At 67.9% G+C, this 18851-nt stretch carries 17 protein-coding genes; 14 read left to right on the forward strand and 3 right to left on the reverse strand.

From position 1 onward, the window contains the following. The 14 genes from G474_RS0105540 (at nucleotide 1) to G474_RS22425 (ending at nucleotide 17325) form a co-directional block, all read left to right on the forward strand. Nucleotides 1–1266 carry an NHLP bacteriocin system secretion protein gene (locus G474_RS0105540; RefSeq protein ID WP_026686109.1) on the forward strand — a complete coding sequence of 422 codons (1266 nt, stop codon included), beginning with the start codon at nucleotides 1–3 and terminating at the stop codon, nucleotides 1264–1266. 3 nt (nucleotides 1267–1269) lie between these two features. Beyond that, complete coding sequence (locus tag G474_RS0105545; RefSeq protein WP_051281917.1) at nucleotides 1270–3444, forward strand: NHLP family bacteriocin export ABC transporter peptidase/permease/ATPase subunit; 2175 nt, start codon at nucleotides 1270–1272, stop codon at nucleotides 3442–3444. 10 nt (nucleotides 3445–3454) lie between these two features. Then, a complete protein-coding gene (locus G474_RS19685) occupies nucleotides 3455–6355 on the forward strand; it encodes an NHLP bacteriocin export ABC transporter permease/ATPase subunit (protein WP_051281919.1) in 2901 nt (966 codons plus the stop codon). A 9-nt stretch (nucleotides 6356–6364) separates the two neighbouring features. Continuing rightward, a complete protein-coding gene (locus G474_RS19690) occupies nucleotides 6365–7594 on the forward strand; it encodes an ABC transporter substrate-binding protein (protein ID WP_043463346.1) in 1230 nt (409 codons plus the stop codon). Continuing rightward, nucleotides 7584–8417, forward strand: a complete 834-nt coding sequence (locus tag G474_RS19695; RefSeq protein ID WP_051281921.1) for a substrate-binding periplasmic protein — start codon at nucleotides 7584–7586, stop codon at nucleotides 8415–8417. The genes G474_RS19690 and G474_RS19695 overlap by 11 nt, the downstream gene beginning before the upstream one ends. Beyond that, entirely contained in the window at nucleotides 8414–9727 is a 1314-nt protein-coding gene (locus G474_RS19700; protein ID WP_051281922.1) for a dicarboxylate/amino acid:cation symporter, read from the forward strand. Before G474_RS19695 ends, G474_RS19700 begins: the two co-directional genes overlap by 4 nt. Next, nucleotides 9721–10431 carry a cysteate racemase gene (gene cuyB, locus G474_RS0105570; protein WP_026686111.1) on the forward strand — a complete coding sequence of 237 codons (711 nt, stop codon included), beginning with the start codon at nucleotides 9721–9723 and terminating at the stop codon, nucleotides 10429–10431. The genes G474_RS19700 and cuyB overlap by 7 nt, the downstream gene beginning before the upstream one ends. Next, the gene (locus tag G474_RS0105575) at nucleotides 10424–11326 is read left to right on the forward strand and encodes a cation diffusion facilitator family transporter (protein WP_026686112.1); all 903 of its coding nucleotides are present in this window, start codon (nucleotides 10424–10426) and stop codon (nucleotides 11324–11326) included. The genes cuyB and G474_RS0105575 overlap by 8 nt, the downstream gene beginning before the upstream one ends. After that, nucleotides 11319–13736, forward strand: coding sequence for a SpoIIE family protein phosphatase (locus G474_RS0105580; RefSeq protein WP_169729495.1), 2418 nt, complete (start codon nucleotides 11319–11321; stop codon nucleotides 13734–13736). Before G474_RS0105575 ends, G474_RS0105580 begins: the two co-directional genes overlap by 8 nt. Beyond that, complete coding sequence (locus G474_RS0105585) at nucleotides 13733–14086, forward strand: STAS domain-containing protein (protein WP_051281924.1); 354 nt, start codon at nucleotides 13733–13735, stop codon at nucleotides 14084–14086. Before G474_RS0105580 ends, G474_RS0105585 begins: the two co-directional genes overlap by 4 nt. Beyond that, nucleotides 14086–14379 carry an RNA polymerase sigma factor gene (locus G474_RS0105590; RefSeq protein ID WP_026686115.1) on the forward strand — a complete coding sequence of 98 codons (294 nt, stop codon included), beginning with the start codon at nucleotides 14086–14088 and terminating at the stop codon, nucleotides 14377–14379. The genes G474_RS0105585 and G474_RS0105590 overlap by 1 nt, the downstream gene beginning before the upstream one ends. A gap of 49 nt (nucleotides 14380–14428) precedes the next feature. Then, nucleotides 14429–15184 (forward strand): class I SAM-dependent methyltransferase, encoded by a 756-nt coding sequence (locus G474_RS0105595; RefSeq protein ID WP_026686116.1) that lies wholly within the window; start codon nucleotides 14429–14431, stop codon nucleotides 15182–15184. A gap of 175 nt (nucleotides 15185–15359) precedes the next feature. Continuing rightward, nucleotides 15360–16634 (forward strand): AAA family ATPase, encoded by a 1275-nt coding sequence (locus tag G474_RS0105600; protein ID WP_211228061.1) that lies wholly within the window; start codon nucleotides 15360–15362, stop codon nucleotides 16632–16634. Beyond that, the gene (locus tag G474_RS22425; protein WP_084513579.1) at nucleotides 16627–17325 is read left to right on the forward strand and encodes a hypothetical protein; all 699 of its coding nucleotides are present in this window, start codon (nucleotides 16627–16629) and stop codon (nucleotides 17323–17325) included. Before G474_RS0105600 ends, G474_RS22425 begins: the two co-directional genes overlap by 8 nt. A gap of 121 nt (nucleotides 17326–17446) precedes the next feature. On the opposite strand, the gene G474_RS0105605 is transcribed toward G474_RS22425, so the two are convergent. Genes G474_RS0105605 through G474_RS0105615 form a run of 3 tightly spaced genes read right to left on the reverse strand, consistent with a single transcriptional unit; the run spans nucleotide 17447 to nucleotide 18672 of the window. After that, nucleotides 17447–17716: an MbtH family protein gene (locus G474_RS0105605; RefSeq protein ID WP_245589310.1), complete on the reverse strand. Its 270-nt coding sequence runs from the start codon at nucleotides 17714–17716 to the stop codon at nucleotides 17447–17449. A 46-nt stretch (nucleotides 17717–17762) separates the two neighbouring features. Beyond that, nucleotides 17763–18224: a hypothetical protein gene (locus G474_RS0105610; protein WP_026686119.1), complete on the reverse strand. Its 462-nt coding sequence runs from the start codon at nucleotides 18222–18224 to the stop codon at nucleotides 17763–17765. Nucleotides 18225–18234: 10 nt separating this feature from the next. After that, entirely contained in the window at nucleotides 18235–18672 is a 438-nt protein-coding gene (locus G474_RS0105615) for a DUF2846 domain-containing protein (protein ID WP_026686120.1), read from the reverse strand. Nucleotides 18673–18851: the final 179 nt, after the last annotated feature.

The following is an 18851-nucleotide window of genomic DNA, read 5'->3' on the forward strand; positions in this document are numbered from 1 at the left end:
ATGCAGAAACCCAAGGGCATCTTCCGCCAGGCTTCCCTGGACCGCCTGGCTTCCCCGGAACAGCTGGACCAGCTGGTCCAGGTCACTTCGCCCCGGGCCTGGGTGGCCCTGGCCGCCATCGGCGCCCTGCTTCTGGCCGCCCTGCTGTGGGGCATTTTCGGCAGCATTCCCAGCAAGGTCATGGGCTCCTGCATCCTGATCCGTCCCGGAGGGGTGGATGAAATCGTGGCCCCGGGCAACGGCTGGGTCAGCGACATTTCCGTGGTGGCCGGGGAGCAGGTCCGGCACGGCCAGATGATCGCCCGGGTGGAGCGGGGCGACAGCATGGAACAGATCAAGAGCGCCGAGGCCAAGCTGCACGAACTCCGGGCCCAGCAGGACAAGCTCCAGGCCATCAATGCCCGGAGCGAAGCGGAGCAGGGGGCCTACCTGAGCGACATGGAGCGCAGCCTGCGCACCAAGATCAGCGCCGCCGAGGAACAGGCCCGCACCCTGGAGCACAAGATCCAGAACCAGGAGCAGCTCCTGGAACAGGGGCTGATCACCCGTCAGGCCCTGCTGGCCACCCGCATGGAGCTGGCCAACGTGCGCCAGGCCGTGGACGCCAGCAAGAACGAAATCCGCCAGCTGGGGGTGCGCCGCCTGGAGAGCCGCAAGCAGAGCGACAGCGAGCTGAGCAACCTGGCCATCCAGATCAACGAGGCCGAGCGCAACCTGGCCACCCTGATGCGCAGCACCGACCAGGCCTCCCTGGTGTTCAGCCCCTTCAGCGGCCGGGTGCTGGAAATCAAGCTGTCCGAGGGCAGCCCGGTGAGCGCCGGCACGCCGATCCTGACCATGGAGCAGACCGGGCCCGCCGTGAGCGACCTGGAGGCGGTGGTGTACATCGCCCCCCTGGACGGCAAGAAGGTGAAGACCAACATGGACGTGCAGATCGCTCCCTCCACCGTGAAGCAGGAGGAGTTCGGCCTGATGCTGGGCAAGGTGAAGAACGTGGCGGATTTCCCCTCTTCGGCCGAGGGCATGCAGCGGGTCCTGAAGAACAGCCAGCTGGTGCAGCAGCTGGCGGCCGGGGCCGCCCCCATTGCCGTGCAGGCGGACCTGACCCCGAGCAGCGACACGGTGAGCGGCTACAAGTGGACCTCGCCCCAGGGGCCGGCGACCCGCATCGAGAGCGGCACCCTGTGCACCGCCACCATCACCGTCAGCAATCGCCGGCCCATCAGCCTGGTGATTCCCATTCTGCGCGAGAGCCTGGGGCTGTAAGCCATGGAGCAGCCGAACAAGACTCCCGCCGCCTACTGGCGCAAACGCACCCCCACCGTGCTGCAGATGGAGGCGGTGGAGTGCGGCGCCGCGGCCCTGGGCATCCTGATGGGCCATTACGGCAAGTTCGTGCCCCTAGAAGTGCTGCGCCAGGCCTGCGGCGTTTCCCGGGACGGCAGCAAGGCCAGCAACGTGGTCAAGGCGGCGCGCAGCTATGGCTTCGAGGCCCGGGGCTTCCGCTACGAGCCGGCGGAAGTGCTGGCCCTGCAGCAGCCGGTGATCGTGTTCTGGAACTTCAATCACTTTCTGGTGCTGGAGGGGGTGAGCAAGGCCGGGGTACATCTCAACGACCCGGCCAGCGGCCCCCGCACCGTGAGTCAGGAAGAATTCGACGAAGGCTTCACCGGGGTCACCCTGGTGATCGCCCCGGGGCCGGATTTTCAGCCCGGCGGCGAGGCCAGCAGCATCTTCACCGGCCTGCGCCGGCGCCTGCCCCTGGGCGAGCCGGCGCTGCTGTTCCTGGTTCTGGCCGGCCTGTTCCTGGTGCTGCCGGGCCTGGTGCTGCCGGTGTTCTCGAAGATCTTCATCGACGACTACCTGATCGGCCACCTGGACAGCTGGATCAAGCCCCTGCTCCTGGGCATGGGGGTGACGGCCATCCTCCAGGGGTTGCTGATCTGGCTGCAGCGCTACTACCTGACCCGCTTCCACGCCAAACTGGCCATGGCCACTTCGAGCCAGTTCTTCTGGCACGTGCTGCGTCTGCCAGTGATGTTCTACGCCCAGCGTTCCGCCGGCGACATCAGTTCCCGGGTAGCCATCAACAACCGGGTGGCGGAACTCCTCACCGGGGAACTGGCGACCACGCTCCTGAACGTGCTGGTGTTGCTCTTCTATGCCGCCCTGATGTTCTCCTACGACCTGGTGCTGACCCTGGTGGGCATGGCCGTGGCCGTGTTGAACGTGGTGTTCTTGCGCCAGGTGGCGCGCCAGCGCAAGGACGTGAACATGAAGCTGGCGGCCGACGGGGGCAAGCTCCTGGGCACCTCCATGAACGGCCTGCAGATGATCGAGACCCTGAAGGCCTCGGGGATGGAGTCGGATTTCTTCGCCAAGTGGGCCGGGCACCATGCCAAGGTGGTCAATGGCCTGCAGCAGATGGGCAGCCAGGGCGTGCTGTTGATGGCGGTGCCGCCCCTGCTGACCGCCCTGAACGGGGTGCTGATCCTCTCCCTGGGGGGCCTCCGGGTCATGGACGGGGCCCTCACCATGGGGACCCTGGTGGCCTTCCAGAGCCTCATGGCCAGCTTCCTCCAGCCGGTAAACCAGCTGGTGGCCCTGGGCGCCGGCATCCAGGAGATGGAAGGGGACATGAAGCGCCTGGACGACGTGCTCGAATACGCCCCCGATCCCCAGGCCGACCCGAGCCAGGCCCCGGTGGCCGAGGCCCCGGCCCGGCTCGAGGGACTGGTGGAGCTGCGCCAGGTGAGCTTCGGCTATAGCCCCCTGGAGGCGCCCCTGGTGCAGGACTTCAACCTGGTGCTGCGGCCCGGCACCCGGGTGGCCCTGGTGGGGGCTTCGGGCTGCGGCAAGTCCACCCTGTCCCGGCTGGTGATGGGGCTGTACGAGCCCTGGAGCGGGGCAATCCTGTTTGATGGCAAGCCCCGCAAGGAATGGCCCCGGGCCACCCTGGTCAATTCCCTGGCCATGGTGAGCCAGGAAATCGCCCTGTTCGAGGGCAGCATCCGGGACAACCTCTGCCTCTGGGACGATTCCATTCCCGAGGAGCAGCTGGTGCGGGCGGCCCAGGATGCCTGCATCCACGATGCCCTGGTGACCCGGCCCGGGGGCTACGACGCCCCGGTCCAGGAAGGCGGCGCCAACTTCAGCGGCGGCCAGCGCCAGCGCCTGGAAATCGCCCGGGCCCTGGCCGTCAATCCCCGGGTCCTGGTGCTGGACGAGGCCACCAGCGCCCTGGACCCCCTTACCGAACGCCTGCTGGACGACAACCTGCGCCGCCGGGGCTGCACCTGCCTGATCGTCGCCCACCGCCTGAGCACCATCCGGGACTGTGACGAGATCATCGTCCTGGACCAGGGCCGGGTAGTCCAGCGCGGCACCCATGAAGAAATGCGCCTGGCGCCGGGGCCCTATGCAGCCCTGATGCAGGCGGCCTGAGGACTATCCCATGCACGACTCATCGTCCTCCCTGCCTACCCTGTTCGCCGAGCGGGGCCAGGCCGTCACGGCCCGGGCCGGCCAGCCCCTGCTGCTGGAAGGTGCCGGCCAGGCCTGGTGGGTTGCCGCCGGGGCCGTGGATCTGTTTCTCAGCCGCCTGGAAGCGGGCGAGCCCGTGGGCGCCCTGCATCCCCTGGGGCGTCGGGAAGCGGGGTGCTCCCTGTGGGGCCTGCCCGGCCAGCGGCCCGCCCGGGACTGGGGCCTGGTGGCCCTGGGCAATAGCGGTTGCCGGCTCCTGGCCCTGGACCCCGCCCTTCAGGCCGAAGCCTGGCCGGCGGCAGCCCGGGCCCGGGAGCTGGAGGACTGGCTGGCATTCCTGCTGCAGCCCCTGGCCGGCCTGCCCCCCGAAGCCGGAGTGCCCCTGGGGGAAGCGGCGCCCGATGCGGTGGAGGCCGGCGCCATCCTGCTGGGCCGGGAACAGCTCTGGGTGGACCTGGAACAGGGGGCCTGGCACTACCTGGGGGACCCGGACTTGTCCCTGCCGCCGGGACCCGTGCCCCTGCCGCGCCAGGCCTGGCTCCGGGCCGGGGAGGGCAGCGTTCCCGCACGCCTGCAGGTTTGTTCCGGGCTGCCGCAGGCCGCCCGGCTGGAAAGCGGCTGCCAGGTTCTGGCGGCCGGGTTGTGGTCTGCCCTGGTGCGTCAGCTGGAACAGGGGCTGGCGGCGGAGGACGCCCGCCTGCAGCAGAAAGAGGTACGGGAGGCCGGCCATCTGGGCGAGGCCCTGGGGCGGCTGGCCGCCATTCTCGACGGCGGTGCCGGGCCCGGCCAGACCAGCCGCAGCGCCGGCAGCGCTTCGCCCCTGCTGGCCGCCTGCCGGCGCCTGGGGGAGGCGGCCGAGATCCAGTTCCTGGCGCCGGCGGCCGGCGGACCGGCGGGGCCCCGGGACCCGCTGGCGGAAATCGTCGAGGCCAGCCGGGTGCGCCGCCGCCGGGTGGCCCTGCGGGGCGCCTGGTGGCAGGGGGACGGCCTGCCCCTGCTGGCCTTCCGGCGCGAAGACGGCCGGCCCCAGGCCCTGCTGCCCGGGCCCCGGGGTTACCGCCTGGCGGACCCGGATGGCAGCCCCCCCCGGCCCCTGGACGGGGAGATGGCGGCGCAGCTGGAAGATTTCGCCTGGGCTTTCTACCGCAGCTTCGGCGACCGCCTGCTGGGGGTGGTGGAGATGCTGCGTTTCGGCAGCCGGGGCTGCCTGCGGGATTACCTGATGGTGCTGCTGATGGGGGTGGCCATCGGCCTTTTGGGAATGGTCACGCCCCTGGCCACCGGCATGCTGTTCGACACGGTGATCCCCGGGGCCGACAAGAACCAGCTGCTGCAGCTCACCCTGGCCCTCCTGGCCGGTACCCTGGCGGCCAGCATGTTCGAGATGACCCGGGGCTTTGCCATGCTGCGGGCCGAGGGGCGCATGGACGGCGCCATCCAGTCCGCCGTCTGGGACCGGCTGCTGCGTCTGCCCACGCCCTTCTTCCGGGATTATTCGGCCGGGGACCTGGCGGTGCGGGCCAACGGCATCAACCAGATCCGCCAGGCCCTCTCGGGCCACGTGCTGCAGACCCTGCTGGCGGCGGTGTTTTCCTCCTTCAACCTGGTGCTGCTGTTCCATTACAGCGGCCGCTTGGCCCTGGTGGCCCTGGGGCTGGTGGCCCTGGCGATGCTGGTCACCGCCGTCGCGGGCTGGCTGCGCCTGCGCCACGAGCGGCACCTGGCCCAGGTGGCGGGGACGATTTCCGGCCAGGTGTTCCAGTTCCTGGGCGGCATCGCCAAGCTGCGCACCACCGGTGCCGAGACCCGGGCCTTCTTCAACTGGGCCGCCAATTACGGCCGTCAGCAGGAACACATGTTCCGGGCCCGCATGGTGGGTAACGCCCTGGAGGTGTTCAACAGTCTGTTCCCGGTGCTCGCCAACATGCTCATCTTCGCCGTCATCGCCTTCTGGCTGGCCGGGGAGCGGGATTTCAGCACCGGCCAGTTCCTGGCTTTCAACGCTGCTTTCGGCGGCTTCCTCGGCGCCATGCTGGCCGCCACCGGCACCGTGATGGCCATTCTCAACGTGGTGCCGGTCTACGAGCGGGCCCGGCCCATCCTGCAGACGCCGCCGGAAATCAGCGCCGGGGGCGCCCACCCGGGCACCCTGAGCGGCGACATCGAGATCAGCCACCTGTCCTTCAGCTACAGCCCCGAGGGGCCCATGATCCTCAAGGATGTGAACCTGCACATCCGGCCCGGGGAGTTCGTGGCCGTGGTCGGGGCTTCCGGCTCCGGCAAGTCCACCCTGCTGCGCCTCCTGCTGGGCTTCGAGCAGCCCACCCAGGGCGCCATCCACTACGACCACCAGGACCTGGCCGGCCTGGACCTGGGGGCCCTGCGCCGACAGCTGGGGGTGGTGCTGCAGAACGGCCAGCTGATGTCTGGGGACATCTTCACCAACATCGTCGGTTCCTCGCCCCTGACCCAGGAAGACGCCTGGGCGGCCGCCACCCAGGCGGGCATCGCCGCTGACATCCGCGCCATGCCCATGGGCATGCATACGGTGGTCAGCGATGGCGGCGGCACCCTGTCCGGGGGCCAGCGCCAGCGGCTGATGATCGCCCGGGCCATCGTGCATCGGCCGCGCATCCTGTTTTTCGACGAGGCCACCAGCGCCCTGGACAACCAGGCCCAGGCCATGGTCAGCGCCAGCCTGGAGCAGTTGCGCGCCACCCGGATGGTGATCGCCCACCGGCTGAGCACGGTCATCCACGCCGACCGGATCCTGGTCATGGCGGCCGGGGAAATCGTCGAGTCCGGCACCTATAGCGAGCTGATCGAGGCGGACGGCCTGTTTGCCGACCTGGCCCGGCGGCAGATCATCTGAGGAACCCCCATGGACCTACCGGTTTTCTTCCATCGTCTGCGGCCCCGTGGCCCCGTCTGGGGCCTGGGGCTGTTCTCCTGCTTCTTGCTGCTGCTGGGCATGGCCAGTCTGGGGGGCTGCGCGCGCTGGGACGATCCGGCCGTGGCCCGGGCCAAGCGGGCCGCCGCCGGGGAAGGGGAGGTGGTGATCGGCGCCGTCTGGCCCTGGGACGGCCACAAGGGCACCCTGTGGCAGGGCATCGAGCTGGCGGCGGAGGAAATCAACGCCAAGGGCGGGGTCCTGGGCCGGCCGCTCCGCATCGTCAAGGAAAACGACGAGGCCTCCCTGGCCAAGGGGCGGCGCATCGCCCAGCAGTTCGTGGAAAACCTGGACATGGTGGCGGTCATCGGCCACCTGAATTCCTACATCGCCCTGCCGGCCTCGGCCATGTACCAGGCGGGGGGCATGCTCTATCTGACCCCCGGGGCTTCCAACTACCAGATCAACCTCCAGGGCCAGAACCTGGTGTTCCGCTCCTCCCCCAGCAACCGCAGCCTGGGCACCCACATGGCCGAATACATGGCGGCCCTGGGCTACCGCCGGGTGGCCATCGCCTACGTGAAGGACCAGACCAGCCAGGGCATGGCCAATTATTTCGAGCAGCGGGCCCGGGAACTGGGCCTGACCATCGTGGACCGCCGCTCTTACACCGTGGGGGCCGAGGATTTCTCCCAGCTGGCCCACACCTGGCAGGACCTGTACCAGTTCGATGCCATCTACCTGGCCGGCAACATGCCCGAAGGGGGGCGCTTCATCAGCACCCTGCGCCGCCTGGGCATGACGACCCCGGTCATGGGCGGCGACGGCATGGACACCCCCAAGCTGCTGGAACTGGGGCCCGTGGCCGAAGGCGTGGTGGCGCCGGAAATCTACGCTCCGGGCAGCGAGCGGCCCCAGGCCCGGCATTTCGAAGCCCTGTTCGAGAAGAAATACGGCCATCCGCCGGATTCCTTCGCGGCCCAGGGCTACGACGCCCTGCAGGTGGTGGTCCAGGCCATGGAGCGGGCCGGCAGCACGGTGCCGGCTCAGGTAGCCGAGGCCCTCCGGGCCACCCGGGACTGGCCCGGGGTGACCGGGGAGCTGAGTTTCGACGCATTCGGGGACGTGCCGGACAAGGGGCTGGGGCAGAAGGTGGTGCGCCAGGGGCGTTTTGTCAGCCTGCCGTTCCCGGCAGCCGGGGAGGAAACCCATGAAAAATGAACGACGCAGGGTCCTGGGGCAGCTGGGCCTCATCTCCGGCCTGGCGCTGCTGCCGGGCCGCGGTCTTTGGGCGGCCACCCCGCTGCTGGCGCCGGAGCTGCGCCAGATCGTGGCCCGGGGCGAGCTGCGGGTGGCCATGCCCAGCTTCGATTCGCCGCCTTTCTTCTACCAGGACCAGGGCAGTCTCAAGGGCCTGGATGTGGATATCGCCGCGGGGCTGGCCCGGGTGCTCCAGGTGCCGGTCCGTTTCGTGCGCCAGGCTGCCAGCTTCAACGGGGTGGTGGAGCAGGTGGCGCGCCGGGAGGTGGATCTGGCGGCCTGCAAGATGTCGCGCACCCTGGCCCGGGCCCGCCAGGTGCGTTTTTCCGATCCCTATTTCATCAGCCGTCATGCCCTGCTGCTGAACCGGGTGGTGTTCGCCCGCCAGGCCCGGGGCCGGGAGCTGGCCCAGGTGGTGCGCCAGTTCGACGGCAGCCTGGGGGTGATCCGGGACTCGGCCTTTGCCGATCTGGCCGCCCAGAACTTTCCCCGGGCCAGGCTGGTGCACTACGACAGCTGGGAGGCGGTGCTGGCGGCCCTGGAGCGGGGCGAGGTGGTGGCCGCCTACCGGGACGAGCTGGAAATGCGCCGCCTGTTCCAGCGCGACCCCAGCCTGTCCCTGAGCCTGCGCCTGGTGGCCCTCACGGATACCGAAGATGCCCAGGCCCTGGTGCTGCCTCCCGATGCGGAGCAGTTCCTGGCCCTGGTGAATCTCTATCTGCAGCAGCAGCGGCTGCGCTTCAGCATCGAGCAGGTGCTGCATTACGGGGAGCTCGGCTCATGAAGCTGCATGACGTGGATTGGCGCCGCCTGGCCTCCCGGCCCAGCGTGGTGATCGCCAGCCTGGCCGCCGGGGTCTGCTTTGGCCTCTGGTATCCGGCCGAGGCCCAGGCCCTGGGCCTGTTGAGCGAGGTGTACCTGGGCCTCCTGAAGATGGTGGTGCTGCCCTTCATGGTGTCGGCCATCATCTTCAGCCTCTACCGCCTGTTCCAGGACCCCCAGGCCAGCCACATCCTGGCCAGCATCGTCGGCTACTTCTGCCTGGCCATGGTGCTGGCCGCCCTGCTCGGGCTCCTGGTGGCGGCCCTGGGCGGGCCGGGCCGGGACCTGGCGCCGGAAACCATGCTGCAGCTGGGCCGCCTGGTGGGGGCCGGGAATGGCGGGGTGAGCGACGAGGTGGCACTGGGCGGCGAGCTGGTGACTCCCCAGGCCCTGGGGTTTGCCGACATGCTGCGCCAGATCATTCCGGGCAACATCTTCGCCGCCCTGGCCCAGGGAGAAACCCTGAAGGCCTTCATCTTCGCCCTGCTGTTCGGCTGCGCCCTGTCCCAGGTCTCCCGGGAGGTGGCCGATTCCCTGAGCAGCACCCTGGAGAGCGTGTTCCATACCTGCCAGACCCTGACCCGCTGGTTCAACTACTTCCTGCCGCCGGTGCTGTTCGCCATGGTCTCCAGCCAGATCGCCAGGACCGGCATGGAACCCCTGAAAGCCATGCTGGGCTTCATCCTGGCCATGAGCGGCAGTTCCCTGGTGCTGGTGCTCCTGTCCTTCTGGATTCTGGTGCGGGTGAGCGGCTGCGGCTGGCGGGAGGTGCTGGCCAGCCAGCGGGAGCCCCTGACCATGGCGGTGGCCACCCGCAGCAGCCACGCCTGCATGCCGGCCATGATGGAAGCCCTGGTGGAGCGCCTGGGCTTTCCCCATTACCGGATCGAGCTGCTGGTGCCCCTGGGGGTGTCCATCCTGCGCATCGGCCCGGCCCTCTATTACGCCGTGGCCACCCTGTTCATCGCCCAGCTCTATGAGCGGGACCTGAGCCTCACCGAATACACCATCGTCTTCATTGGCTCCATCCTGGCGGGCCTGGCGTCCACGGGCATGAGCAGTCTCCTGGTGCTGTCCCTGATCGGCCTGGTATGCGGTTTCCTGGCCCTGCCGTTCGAGGCGGCGCTGGTGCTGTTCGTGGCCGTGGAGCCGGTCTGCGACGTGTTGCGCACCCTGGTGCTGGTGGCGGGCAACAGCGCCGTGGCGGCCCTGATCTGCGGCCGCCCGGTGGCGGTGGCCCAGCCCGGCCTGCCGGAGGCCCGGCCATGTTAGGGGTGCTGGGGGGCATGGGGCCGGCGGCCACGGTGGATTTCCTCGCCAAGCTGGTGGCCCTGACCCCGGCCCGGCGGGACCAGGAGCATCTGCCGGTGCTGGCCGGGCTCCTGCCCCAGGTGCCGGACCGCAGCGCCGCCATCCTGGGCCAGGGTCCTTCGCCCCTACCGGCCCTGCGCCACAACCTGGAACTGCTGCTCCGGGGCGGGGCCCAGGCCGTGGCCATTCCCTGCAATTCCAGCCATCACTGGCATGAGGCCCTGCAGGCCGAGTGTCCGGTGCCCATCCTGCACATCGCGCAAGCCACGCTGACGGCACTCGCTGATACGGATGGGCCGGTGCTGGTGCTGGCTACCCGGGGCTGCCTGCAGTCCGGCTTCTACCAGCGCCATCTGGAGGCCCGGGGCCTGGCCTGGCGGATTCCCGATGCCGAGGGCCAGGCCCGGGTGGACCAGGTGATCGCCCTGGTGAAAGGCGGCGACGCCCCGGCGGCGGCTCGGCTCCTGGACGAGTGGTGGCAGGGCATGGCGGGCCAGGTGGGCAGCGTCATCATGGGCTGCACCGAGATTCCCCTGGCTGCCACTAGGGTGCCGGCCCCGCCATTCCGGCTGGTGGACAGCAATCTGGAGCTGGCCCGGGCCAGTGTCGCCCATGGCCTGCTGCAGGGCTGGCTGTCTCCGGCCGGGGCGGCGGCCCATGGCTAGCCTGGCCCCCGAAGCCCTGCAGCGGGAGCGGGCCCTGGCCGTGGGCCTGGTCCTGGATGCCCTGCTGCTCTTGCCGTACACGGCGGTTTCCCTGTGGCAGGGCAGCAATGTGCTGCTGGCCGAGGCGATCCGGGTGAACCTGATGTTCGTCATCACCGTGGTCTCCTTCGTCATGCTGCGCCGGGTGCACCGGGGCAGCCTGGCGGATTTCGATTACGGGGTGGGCAAGCTGGAGCGGGGCGTTTCCGCCCTGGTGAGCCTGCTCCTCATGGCCGGGGGCTGCTTCGTCCTGTGGCGGGCCTTCCAGCCGGTGGTGCCGGCCCAGGGGGGCGGGGCCCTGCTGGGCATCCTCTTTGCCGGCATCAACTGGCTGGTGAATCTGGTCTCCCTGCTGGCCCTGTGGCGGGCCGAGGGACGCAGCGCCTCCATCATCGTCAATACCCAGTACCGGGCCCGTCTGGCCAAGACCCTGGGCTCCACGGTGGTGCTGGGCTCGGTGATCCTGGGGGCTGTCCTGGCAGGGGCCCGGGTGGCGGCCTGGGCCGATCTGGCCGGCTCCCTCTGCGTCGCGGCGATGATGGCCGGCACCGCCTACGGGATGATCCGGGAGGCCATGCCGGACCTGCTCGACAAGGCCCTGGCCGAACCCCTGCAGCAGGAAATCAACCGCTGCCTGAGCCGCCATTTCATGAGCTACGAGGAACTGCTGGGGGTGCGCACCCGGCGTTCCGGTAACCAGCCCCAGATTGAGCTGACCCTGGGGTTTGCCGGGGACCTGCCCCTGGCCCGGGTGTGCGCGACCACGGAGCGGATGCGGGCCGAACTGGAGGCCGCCATCGAGGGGGCGCGGGTGACGGTGATTCCCGTGAGCGTGGATGGGGCCGGTCATGGCTGAAGAACGGTTGCGGCCCCGGGTCTCCCTGACCCTGAAGGTAGTGGCCCTGCTGCTCCTGGCGGCGCTGCTGCCCATGCTGCTGGTGAGTCAGCTGCAGCTGCGGGGCAGCCTGGAAGCGGTGCAGTCGGCGGAGGAAAAAAGTCTGCTCCTGGAGGGCCAGAGCCTGGCCCGGCAGGTGGATCAGCTGCTCGAACACAAGCGCCAGACGGTGCTGATGCTGGCCGAGCACCGCCTGGTCCAGGATTTCCTGGCAGCCCCGCCCGGGGGGCGCCAGTCCCTGGCGGCAGCGGTCCAGGGGCATCTGCAGCTCCTGATGCGGGGCAATCCGGAGTTCGCCAACCTCTATCTGCTCGACCCTCAGGGGGTGTTCGTGGCCGTCACCGACCCGGAGCTCCTGGGAGAGCGGCGCCAGTTCCGGGAATATTTCCAGCGGGCGGCGGCGGGGGAGATGTATGTCTCCAACCTGCTCATGGGCATCCGCACCCCGGAGCCGGGGGTGTATTTTTCCGCCCCGGTGCGGGGGGCCGACGGAGCGCTGCTGGGGGTGGCAGCGGTGGAACTGCAGGGGGCCGCCATCGAGGCCATCCTGGCCCGGGCGACTTCCGGCCATCAGGCCTTTCTGGTGGATCAGGACGGGTTGGTCATCAGCCATCCGGAAGCGGCCTGGCGCTACCGCAGCCTGGGGCAGCTGGACCCGGCCCGGGCCGCCGCCATCCGCGCCAGCGGTTATTTTCCCGACGGCACCCTGACGCCCCTGGGGCTGGCGGGCCTGGAAAACCTGCGCGGCGGGACCGGGCAGGGCGGCTTCTTCCCCTATCGGGGCAGTGACGGGGAAGCCTGGCTGGCGGCCGCCACCCCCTTGCAGCGGCAGACTTGGACCCTGTTGCTGGCGGAGCCGGAACGGCTGTTCCGGGCTCCCCTGGATTCCCTGTTCCAGCGCAGCCTGGGCTTCCTGGCCCTGGCCGGGCTGGGCCTGCTGCTGCTGGCGGTGGCCTGGGGCCGGGCCCTGAGCCGCCCCCTGCTGGCCATGACCGAAAGCGCCGCCCGCCTGCAGCGGGGCGATTACGCCGCCGCCCTGGAAGCGCCGGCACTGCTGGCCCTGGACGGCCGCCGGGACGAGCTGGGCACCCTGGCCCGGGTGCTGCGCCACATGGGGGAAGAGGTCTACCGGCGCGAATTCCATCTGGACCAGCAGGTCCGGGTCCGAACCGCGGAGCTGGAGCAGGCCCATGCCCGGGTGGCCGGGGAGCTCTGCCTGGCCCGGGAGATGCAGCAGGCCATCCTGCCCCAGGATTTCCCCCGGGGCCCCGGCTGGGCCTGCCACGGGGCGATGATCCCGGCCCGGGAGATGGGGGGCGATTTCTATGACTGCATCCCCCTCGCAGGGGGGCGCCTGGGGCTGGTGGTGGCCGACGTATCCGGCAAGGGGGTGCCGGCCGCCTTCTTCATGGCCGTCTGCCGCACCCTGCTGGAGGAGGCAGCCCGGGAGCTGGAAGCCCCCGGGGCCGTGCTGGCCCGAGCCAACGAGCTGCTCTGCGCCAGGAATCCCCTGGCTTTCTTCGTCACCGTCCTGTACGGGGTCTTCGACCCGGCCCGGGGCCGCTTCACCTACGCCAGCGCCGGCCACCATCCGCCCTTGCTGCGCCGGGCCCCGGGCTGGGTGAGCGCCGGCCCCACCGCCTGCGACCTGGCCCTGGGGGTGCTGGAAGGGGCGGATTACCAGGAATTCACCCTGCAGCTGGGCCCCGGGGACCTGCTCCTGCTCAGCACCGACGGGGTGGACGAGGCCTGTTCACCGCAAGGAGAACAATTCGGTGCAGTCCGCCTGCAGCAGTGGCTGGCAGCGCGGGCCCCGGGCGCCGATCCCGGGGACTGCTGCCGGGACCTGCTCCAGGAGCTGGGCGAGTACGAGGCGGGAGAGGCGGCCGATGACGTGACCCTGCTGTGCCTGAGTCTCACCGACCCGGCCCCGGGGGCCTGGCAGTGCTGGGAACTGCCGCCTCGGCTGGAATCCATCGGCGTCCTGGCCCGGGCGCTGGAAATCTGGCTGGATGCCCGGGGAGCGGCGGCCGCCGGGCTGGCCTACCCGGCCAATCTCAGTCTCGACGAGCTGCTCACCAACGCCATCACCCACGGGCAGCCTGCCGACGGGGCTGCCCCGTTCCGGCTCGGGGCGCGCCTGGACAGCGTCGGGTTGGCGCTGCAGCTTCACATCCCCTGGCAGCGCTTAGACCCCTTTGCCGCCGCCCCGGCCCCGGACCTGAGCCTGGGGGTGGCGGCCCGGCCCGTGGGCGGCCTGGGCCTGCATCTGGTGCGTTGCTGCATGGACCGCTGCGAGGCCCGGGTGGATGCCCTGGGCACCTGGATCGAACTCTACAAGAGATTCAACGACGGAAAGGACAGACCATGACCCTGGCAACAACCCTGGAAACCCTGGGGGAAAACCGCCACTGCCTGCGCCTGGAGGGCCGGGTGGACAGCCTCACGGCGACGCAGCTGGAGCAGGCCCTGCTGGGCCTCTGGGACGGGGCGGAAGCCCGGGTGCTGGTGGATTTCCAGGCCCTGGATTACATCTCCAGCGCCGGTCTGCGGATCATCCTGATGGCCGCCAAGCGCGCCCTGCGGGGCCGGGGCCGGCTGCTCCTCTGCGCCCTGCAGCCCCGGGTGGCGGAGGTGTTCGAGATGAGCGGCTTCCTGAAGATTCTCGACGTGGCCGCAACCCGGGAACTGGGGCTGGCCCAGCTGGCGGAGGCGGCTTGATGAGCGCCCCGGCCCAGGGCCATCCGCCGGAGCCGGGGGGCAACCAGGATGCAGCCGAGGCAGCTGCCGCTCTCCCGGCCCAGGCCCTGTCCTGCGCCCGGATGGAAGAAGTGGTGGGCGGCCTGAATCTGGATGGCCTGCCCGCGGGCTTGCTGCGCGATACGGTCAACATGCGTCTGGTGGAAGGGCTGTCCTACGGGGATATCGCCCTGCGGCTGAACATCTCCGAAGCCCTGGCCCGCAAGTGCTTCGAGCTCGGACGCCGCCGGCTGGCGGGCCCGGGGGAGCCCTGAGGCCGTCTTGCTGCTACAGTGAGCTCCGGCCCACTGGAGGGAGCACGGCATGGGAGAAGCATTGGAGTATCGCAACTGGTTCGACCAGGGCGGGCAGGGATATGCCAGGTACCGGCCCCACTATCCGGAAGCCCTGGCGGCCTTCCTGGCCGGCCTGGTTTTTGACCGGCGTCTGGCCGTGGATGTGGGCTGCGGCAACGGTCAGCTCACCGGCCTCCTGGCCGGGCATTTTCAGGCCGTGCTGGGCGTAGACCCCAGCGCCGATCAGCTCGCCCATGCCGAGCTCCACCCGGGCATCCGCTACCAGTGCGCTCCGGCGGAACAGCTGCCCCTGGAAGCCGGGCAGGCCAGCCTGGTGACGGCGGCCCAGGCGGCCCACTGGTTCCATCTGCCCGCCTTTTATGCAGAGGTGCGCCGGGTCTGCCGCCCGGGGGGCGTGCTGGCGCTGATCAGCTACGGGGTGCCGGATCTGGAACCCGAACTGGACGGGCGCTTCAAGTCCTTCTACCGGGACGAAATCGGCCCCTGGTGGCCGGCGGAACGGAAACTGGTGGACGAGGGCTACGCCAGCCTGGATTTTCCCTTCGCCGAACTGGCCGCGCCGCCCCTGGCAATCAGCCTGGAATGGGACCTGGCGGGGCTGCTCGGCTACCTCTCCACCTGGTCCGCCGTACGCCAGGCCCGGGAGGCGGGCCGGGAAAACCTGCTCCGCGATTATGGCGAGGCCCTCCGCCAGTCCTGGGGCCCCCCCAGCCGCCAGCGCCGCATCCGCTGGCCGATCCACATGCGGGTCGGCCGGGTGTGAGGGGGGGCCCCCGGGGGCTGGCTTTATGTAGAATTCTCAGCCTCCCTTGATTCCGCATGATTACATCTGCAACTAGGCCAACGAGAGATATTGGCCAGGGGCCAATATCTCGAAAAATCTGGTCCGTGCCGCTGACTGAGGGGGCCCGAGATCCATCTCGTTAATCAGAGATGCCATGGCTGACAGCAACACACTTGTTGATGTTAGGCTTGTGAAAAAGCGTTCTCGAAGTTTTATTCGGTTCAACAAGGTACTTACCTACATGATTATTCGACAGATTCATATCAATGGTTTTAAATCGATTCATGCCGAGAAGATTGAACTGGGCCGGGTCAATTGCTTTATCGGTGCCAATGGTGTGGGTAAGAGCAACGTGCTGGAAGCCATCGGTGTGCTGGGGGCCGCTGCCAATGGCATGGTTGATGACGAAGCCCTATTGCGGCGGGGCGTTCGCGCGGGTTTGCCGCGTCTATTCAAGAGTTCCTTCGCTGCGGAGCGCACCCCGGCCCACATCGGAGTCAAGGCTGAGGGGCCGGATGGTTCGGCTTACCGGGTGTCCCTGCTCAATCCGCTAGATTCGCCCGAGCCTGCCTGGTCTTACAAGACCGAAGTGCTGACTGATGGTATCGAGGAAATTGTTTCCGATGGGGTGCGCAACAAGAAGAACCTCAATCCTAAGGCAGGGCTGGCGGCGTTGCGCCTGGTGGAAGTCGCCCCGGATAATGTGGCAGCGCGGCTGATGCTGTGCCTGCAGAATTACGCCATCTATTGCCCCAATACTCCGGCGCTGCGCGGCATGGTGCCCGATCCGCAATCGCGTGCGCCGGTGGGTTTGAGCGGAGGTCAACTGGCCGAGGCCTTTGCCGCCTTGCGTCTCCGCTACGCGGATCCGGATGCGGCGAGCACACCACTGGACGAGGTGCTGGAGCTGATCGACTGGGTGGATGATATCGATACCACGACCCACGGGGCGAACCTATTGTCGCCCAAGGTGGCCCGAACCAAACTGATGCTCAAGTTCACCGACCGTTACATGAACAAGAGCCGTAATGAGTTGACCGCATACGATGCCAGCGAGGGCGCTCTGTATGTCATTTTCTGTGCAGTCCTCTGCTTGTTGCCGAATGCCCCCAGGCTGCTGGCCATCGATAATCTCGATCAGGCGCTGAATCCGCGCTTGCTGTCGCGCCTGGTTTCGCGGCTGGCGGGTTGGTTGCGGATGAACGGTGAAGACCGACAGTTGCTCTTTACTGCCCACAACCCTGCAGTGCTCGACGGCCTGGATTTGTCTGATCCTGAAGTGTGTCTTTTCGCCGTCGAGCGGGATAGTCAGGGCATGACCCGGGTGCGGCGCCTGATCATGAGCCCGAAATTGCTTGAACTGAATGCCCAATATCCCTTGTCCAGGCTCTGGCTGATGGGACATCTGGGAGCGGTGCCGAATGTCTGAGCCGCTACGAATTGCCTTGGTGGCCGAGGGGCCAACCGACTACGAGTTGATCCATGCGGCCTTGTTGGCGGTGTTGCCGCAGCCGTTTCATATGACCTTGCTGCATCCTGAAGTTACCAGACCGAGGTTCGGTGGAGGATGGGGTGGGGTGCTCAAATGGTGTCACGATACAAGCCTCCGCCACACCGGCCCCTTGAGCCAGGATCCGACGCTGTCGCTATTTGATCTGATCATCCTGCATGTCGATGCCGATGTGGCGACGTCTGCTTATACCGATTACGGGAGTGACTTGGCGGCCCTGGCACAAGGAAGTGGCTGGCGAGCGCTGCCATGCGCTCAGCCTTGCCCGCCGGCAGCGGATACCTGTGCTGCTTTGGCGCAGGTTTTATCTGGCTGGCTTGGATCGGTTGTTGCAGATGCACGAACCGTTTTCTGCATTCCGGCTCAGTCGACTGGTGCATGGCTTGCCTGTGCGGTGTTACCGCCAGAGAGTCCTTGGTTGCAGGGGGCGGAATGCCGGCTCGAGTTGGAAAACCAGCTGGCAATCTTGCCAAAAGGGCAGAGGATCAAGAAGAACCCGTCTGATTACCGCAAGCATGCCGTGAAACTGACTTCAAACTGGGCTGCGGTCAAGAACATTTGTCTTCAGGCAGCAGTGTTCGAGTTGGCAGTGATAAGCGCAGTTTCATAGTTTTTATGAGCCGGTTGGTGTTTTATCCACATTTATCTTGAGCGGGATAAAAGTGGTCAGACCAGTTTTCTGCGTCTCTTCAGTGAGCAGAGAATTTCAGGAATGACGCGGTCTGCTGACATCAGCCCCCCATCGCCTTGCGCAATGACAGGGGCCGCATGTCGGTCCAGACGGTTTGGATATGGCCCAGGCAGCTGCTCTTGTCCCCCGAGAAGCCGGCGTTGTTCCAGCCCAGGGGCAGTTCGCGGTTGGCGGGCCAGATGGAGTACTGCTCTTCGTGATTCACCACCACCATGTACTGGGTGGTGTCTTCCATGCCGCCGGATACCTGGTTGAGTTCCGCTTCGCTCAGTTCCAGGAGCTGCTGGGGGGAATTCTGGGTGGTGCTCATGGGATGCCTTTCCTTGCCAGGGGAAGCCCGGGGCTTCCCCCTGGGTTCAGTTTCTCGGTTTCACGTCCATGCCTTCGATGGCCTGGATGATGCGGCCATTCCTGGCGCATTTCACCGAGGCCACGTGCTTTTCGTTGACCTCCACGTCCACGCCGGCCTCGGGGCCCTGGTCCGGGGCCATCTTGTCCACGCTCCAGGTGACGCTATAGACGGTGTTGCCGTTGGGAATGTCCAGGGCGTAGGTCATGTAGCGTCCGATGCCCTGCCACTGGAAGGTGCTGACTTCCCCGCGGGGGGCGCGCACGACGATCTCCGGCGCCGCCTGGGGCTTGCCGAAGGAATAGTCTATGGTCTTGCCGCTGTCGCACACCTGAATCTGCTTGCCCTTGGCCGTCAGGCACTGGAATACCAGCGTGGCAGGGGCAACACATTCAGGGGCGGCCAGGGCGGGCAGGGTGGTGCCGGCCAGGAGCAAGAGGGGGATCAGGCGGGTGGGGTGGTGCGGCATGGGACCTCCGTCAGCGGGATTCGGCCAGAGCGCTTTCCCGGACACCCTTGCGGCCTTCTTCTTCGCCGACCAGATGCAGCTTGGTGCGAGCGTAGAGCAGGCCCATCTTCACTTCCTGCCAGATGTAGTAGAGCTTGCCGGGGGCGGTGGTGATTTCGATGCTATCAGTGTTTTCCGCCGCGGAGGTGATCACGTGCTTGCCCGGGGGAACTTCCTTGTAGAGATAGGTGTGGGCGCCGGTCTTGCCCAGCAGGTAGCCGTCTACGGTCACGTTCATGCCCACGGCGGCGCCCATGGATTCGTTGCGGTAGATGTAGATGCCCGAGCTGTCGGGTTTGGCGGCGAAGGACTTCAGTTGCTGGTCCTTCTGGGCATCGCCCATGGGAACCGAGGCACAGCCCACCAGCCCGACGGCGATGAATAGTGCGCACAGGGTCTTGTTCAGCATGGTTCATTCTCCAGGTTTGCAGGGTTGGCATCCGGGACGGCGCCCACGGATGATCTGGAGCATCTGTAACCGATGGCGGAAAAAGGATCGCTGGAGCGGCAGATTTTGTGGCTGGCGGCAGGGAAATGCGGGGAGGCGGCCCGGGGTGGGAGGGCAAGTTGGCCGGCCTGTGGTAGTAT

It is taken from the genome of Azovibrio restrictus DSM 23866, assembly GCF_000429665.1.
Lineage (GTDB): Bacteria > Pseudomonadota > Gammaproteobacteria > Burkholderiales > Rhodocyclaceae > Azovibrio > Azovibrio restrictus.

Bases quoted from the DNA above. Each gene is read 5' to 3' on its own strand.
- G474_RS0105605 (WP_245589310.1), bottom strand. From the start codon at position 17,716: ATGAGCACCACCCAGAATTCCCCCCAGCAGCTCCTGGAACTGAGCGAA.
- G474_RS0105600 (WP_211228061.1), top strand. From the start codon at position 15,360: ATGGCTGACAGCAACACACTTGTTGATGTTAGGCTTGTGAAAAAGCGT.
- G474_RS19695 (WP_051281921.1), top strand. From the start codon at position 7,584: ATGAAAAATGAACGACGCAGGGTCCTGGGGCAGCTGGGCCTCATCTCC.
- cuyB (WP_026686111.1), top strand. From the start codon at position 9,721: ATGTTAGGGGTGCTGGGGGGCATGGGGCCGGCGGCCACGGTGGATTTC.
- G474_RS0105545 (WP_051281917.1), top strand. From the start codon at position 1,270: ATGGAGCAGCCGAACAAGACTCCCGCCGCCTACTGGCGCAAACGCACC.
- G474_RS0105615 (WP_026686120.1), bottom strand. From the start codon at position 18,672: ATGCTGAACAAGACCCTGTGCGCACTATTCATCGCCGTCGGGCTGGTG.
- G474_RS0105540 (WP_026686109.1), top strand. From the start codon at position 1: ATGCAGAAACCCAAGGGCATCTTCCGCCAGGCTTCCCTGGACCGCCTG.
- G474_RS0105590 (WP_026686115.1), top strand. From the start codon at position 14,086: ATGAGCGCCCCGGCCCAGGGCCATCCGCCGGAGCCGGGGGGCAACCAG.
- G474_RS22425 (WP_084513579.1), top strand. From the start codon at position 16,627: ATGTCTGAGCCGCTACGAATTGCCTTGGTGGCCGAGGGGCCAACCGAC.
- G474_RS19685 (WP_051281919.1), top strand. From the start codon at position 3,455: ATGCACGACTCATCGTCCTCCCTGCCTACCCTGTTCGCCGAGCGGGGC.
- G474_RS0105580 (WP_169729495.1), top strand. From the start codon at position 11,319: ATGGCTGAAGAACGGTTGCGGCCCCGGGTCTCCCTGACCCTGAAGGTA.
- G474_RS0105575 (WP_026686112.1), top strand. From the start codon at position 10,424: ATGGCTAGCCTGGCCCCCGAAGCCCTGCAGCGGGAGCGGGCCCTGGCC.
- G474_RS19700 (WP_051281922.1), top strand. From the start codon at position 8,414: ATGAAGCTGCATGACGTGGATTGGCGCCGCCTGGCCTCCCGGCCCAGC.
- G474_RS19690 (WP_043463346.1), top strand. From the start codon at position 6,365: ATGGACCTACCGGTTTTCTTCCATCGTCTGCGGCCCCGTGGCCCCGTC.
- G474_RS0105585 (WP_051281924.1), top strand. From the start codon at position 13,733: ATGACCCTGGCAACAACCCTGGAAACCCTGGGGGAAAACCGCCACTGC.
- G474_RS0105610 (WP_026686119.1), bottom strand. From the start codon at position 18,224: ATGCCGCACCACCCCACCCGCCTGATCCCCCTCTTGCTCCTGGCCGGC.
- G474_RS0105595 (WP_026686116.1), top strand. From the start codon at position 14,429: ATGGGAGAAGCATTGGAGTATCGCAACTGGTTCGACCAGGGCGGGCAG.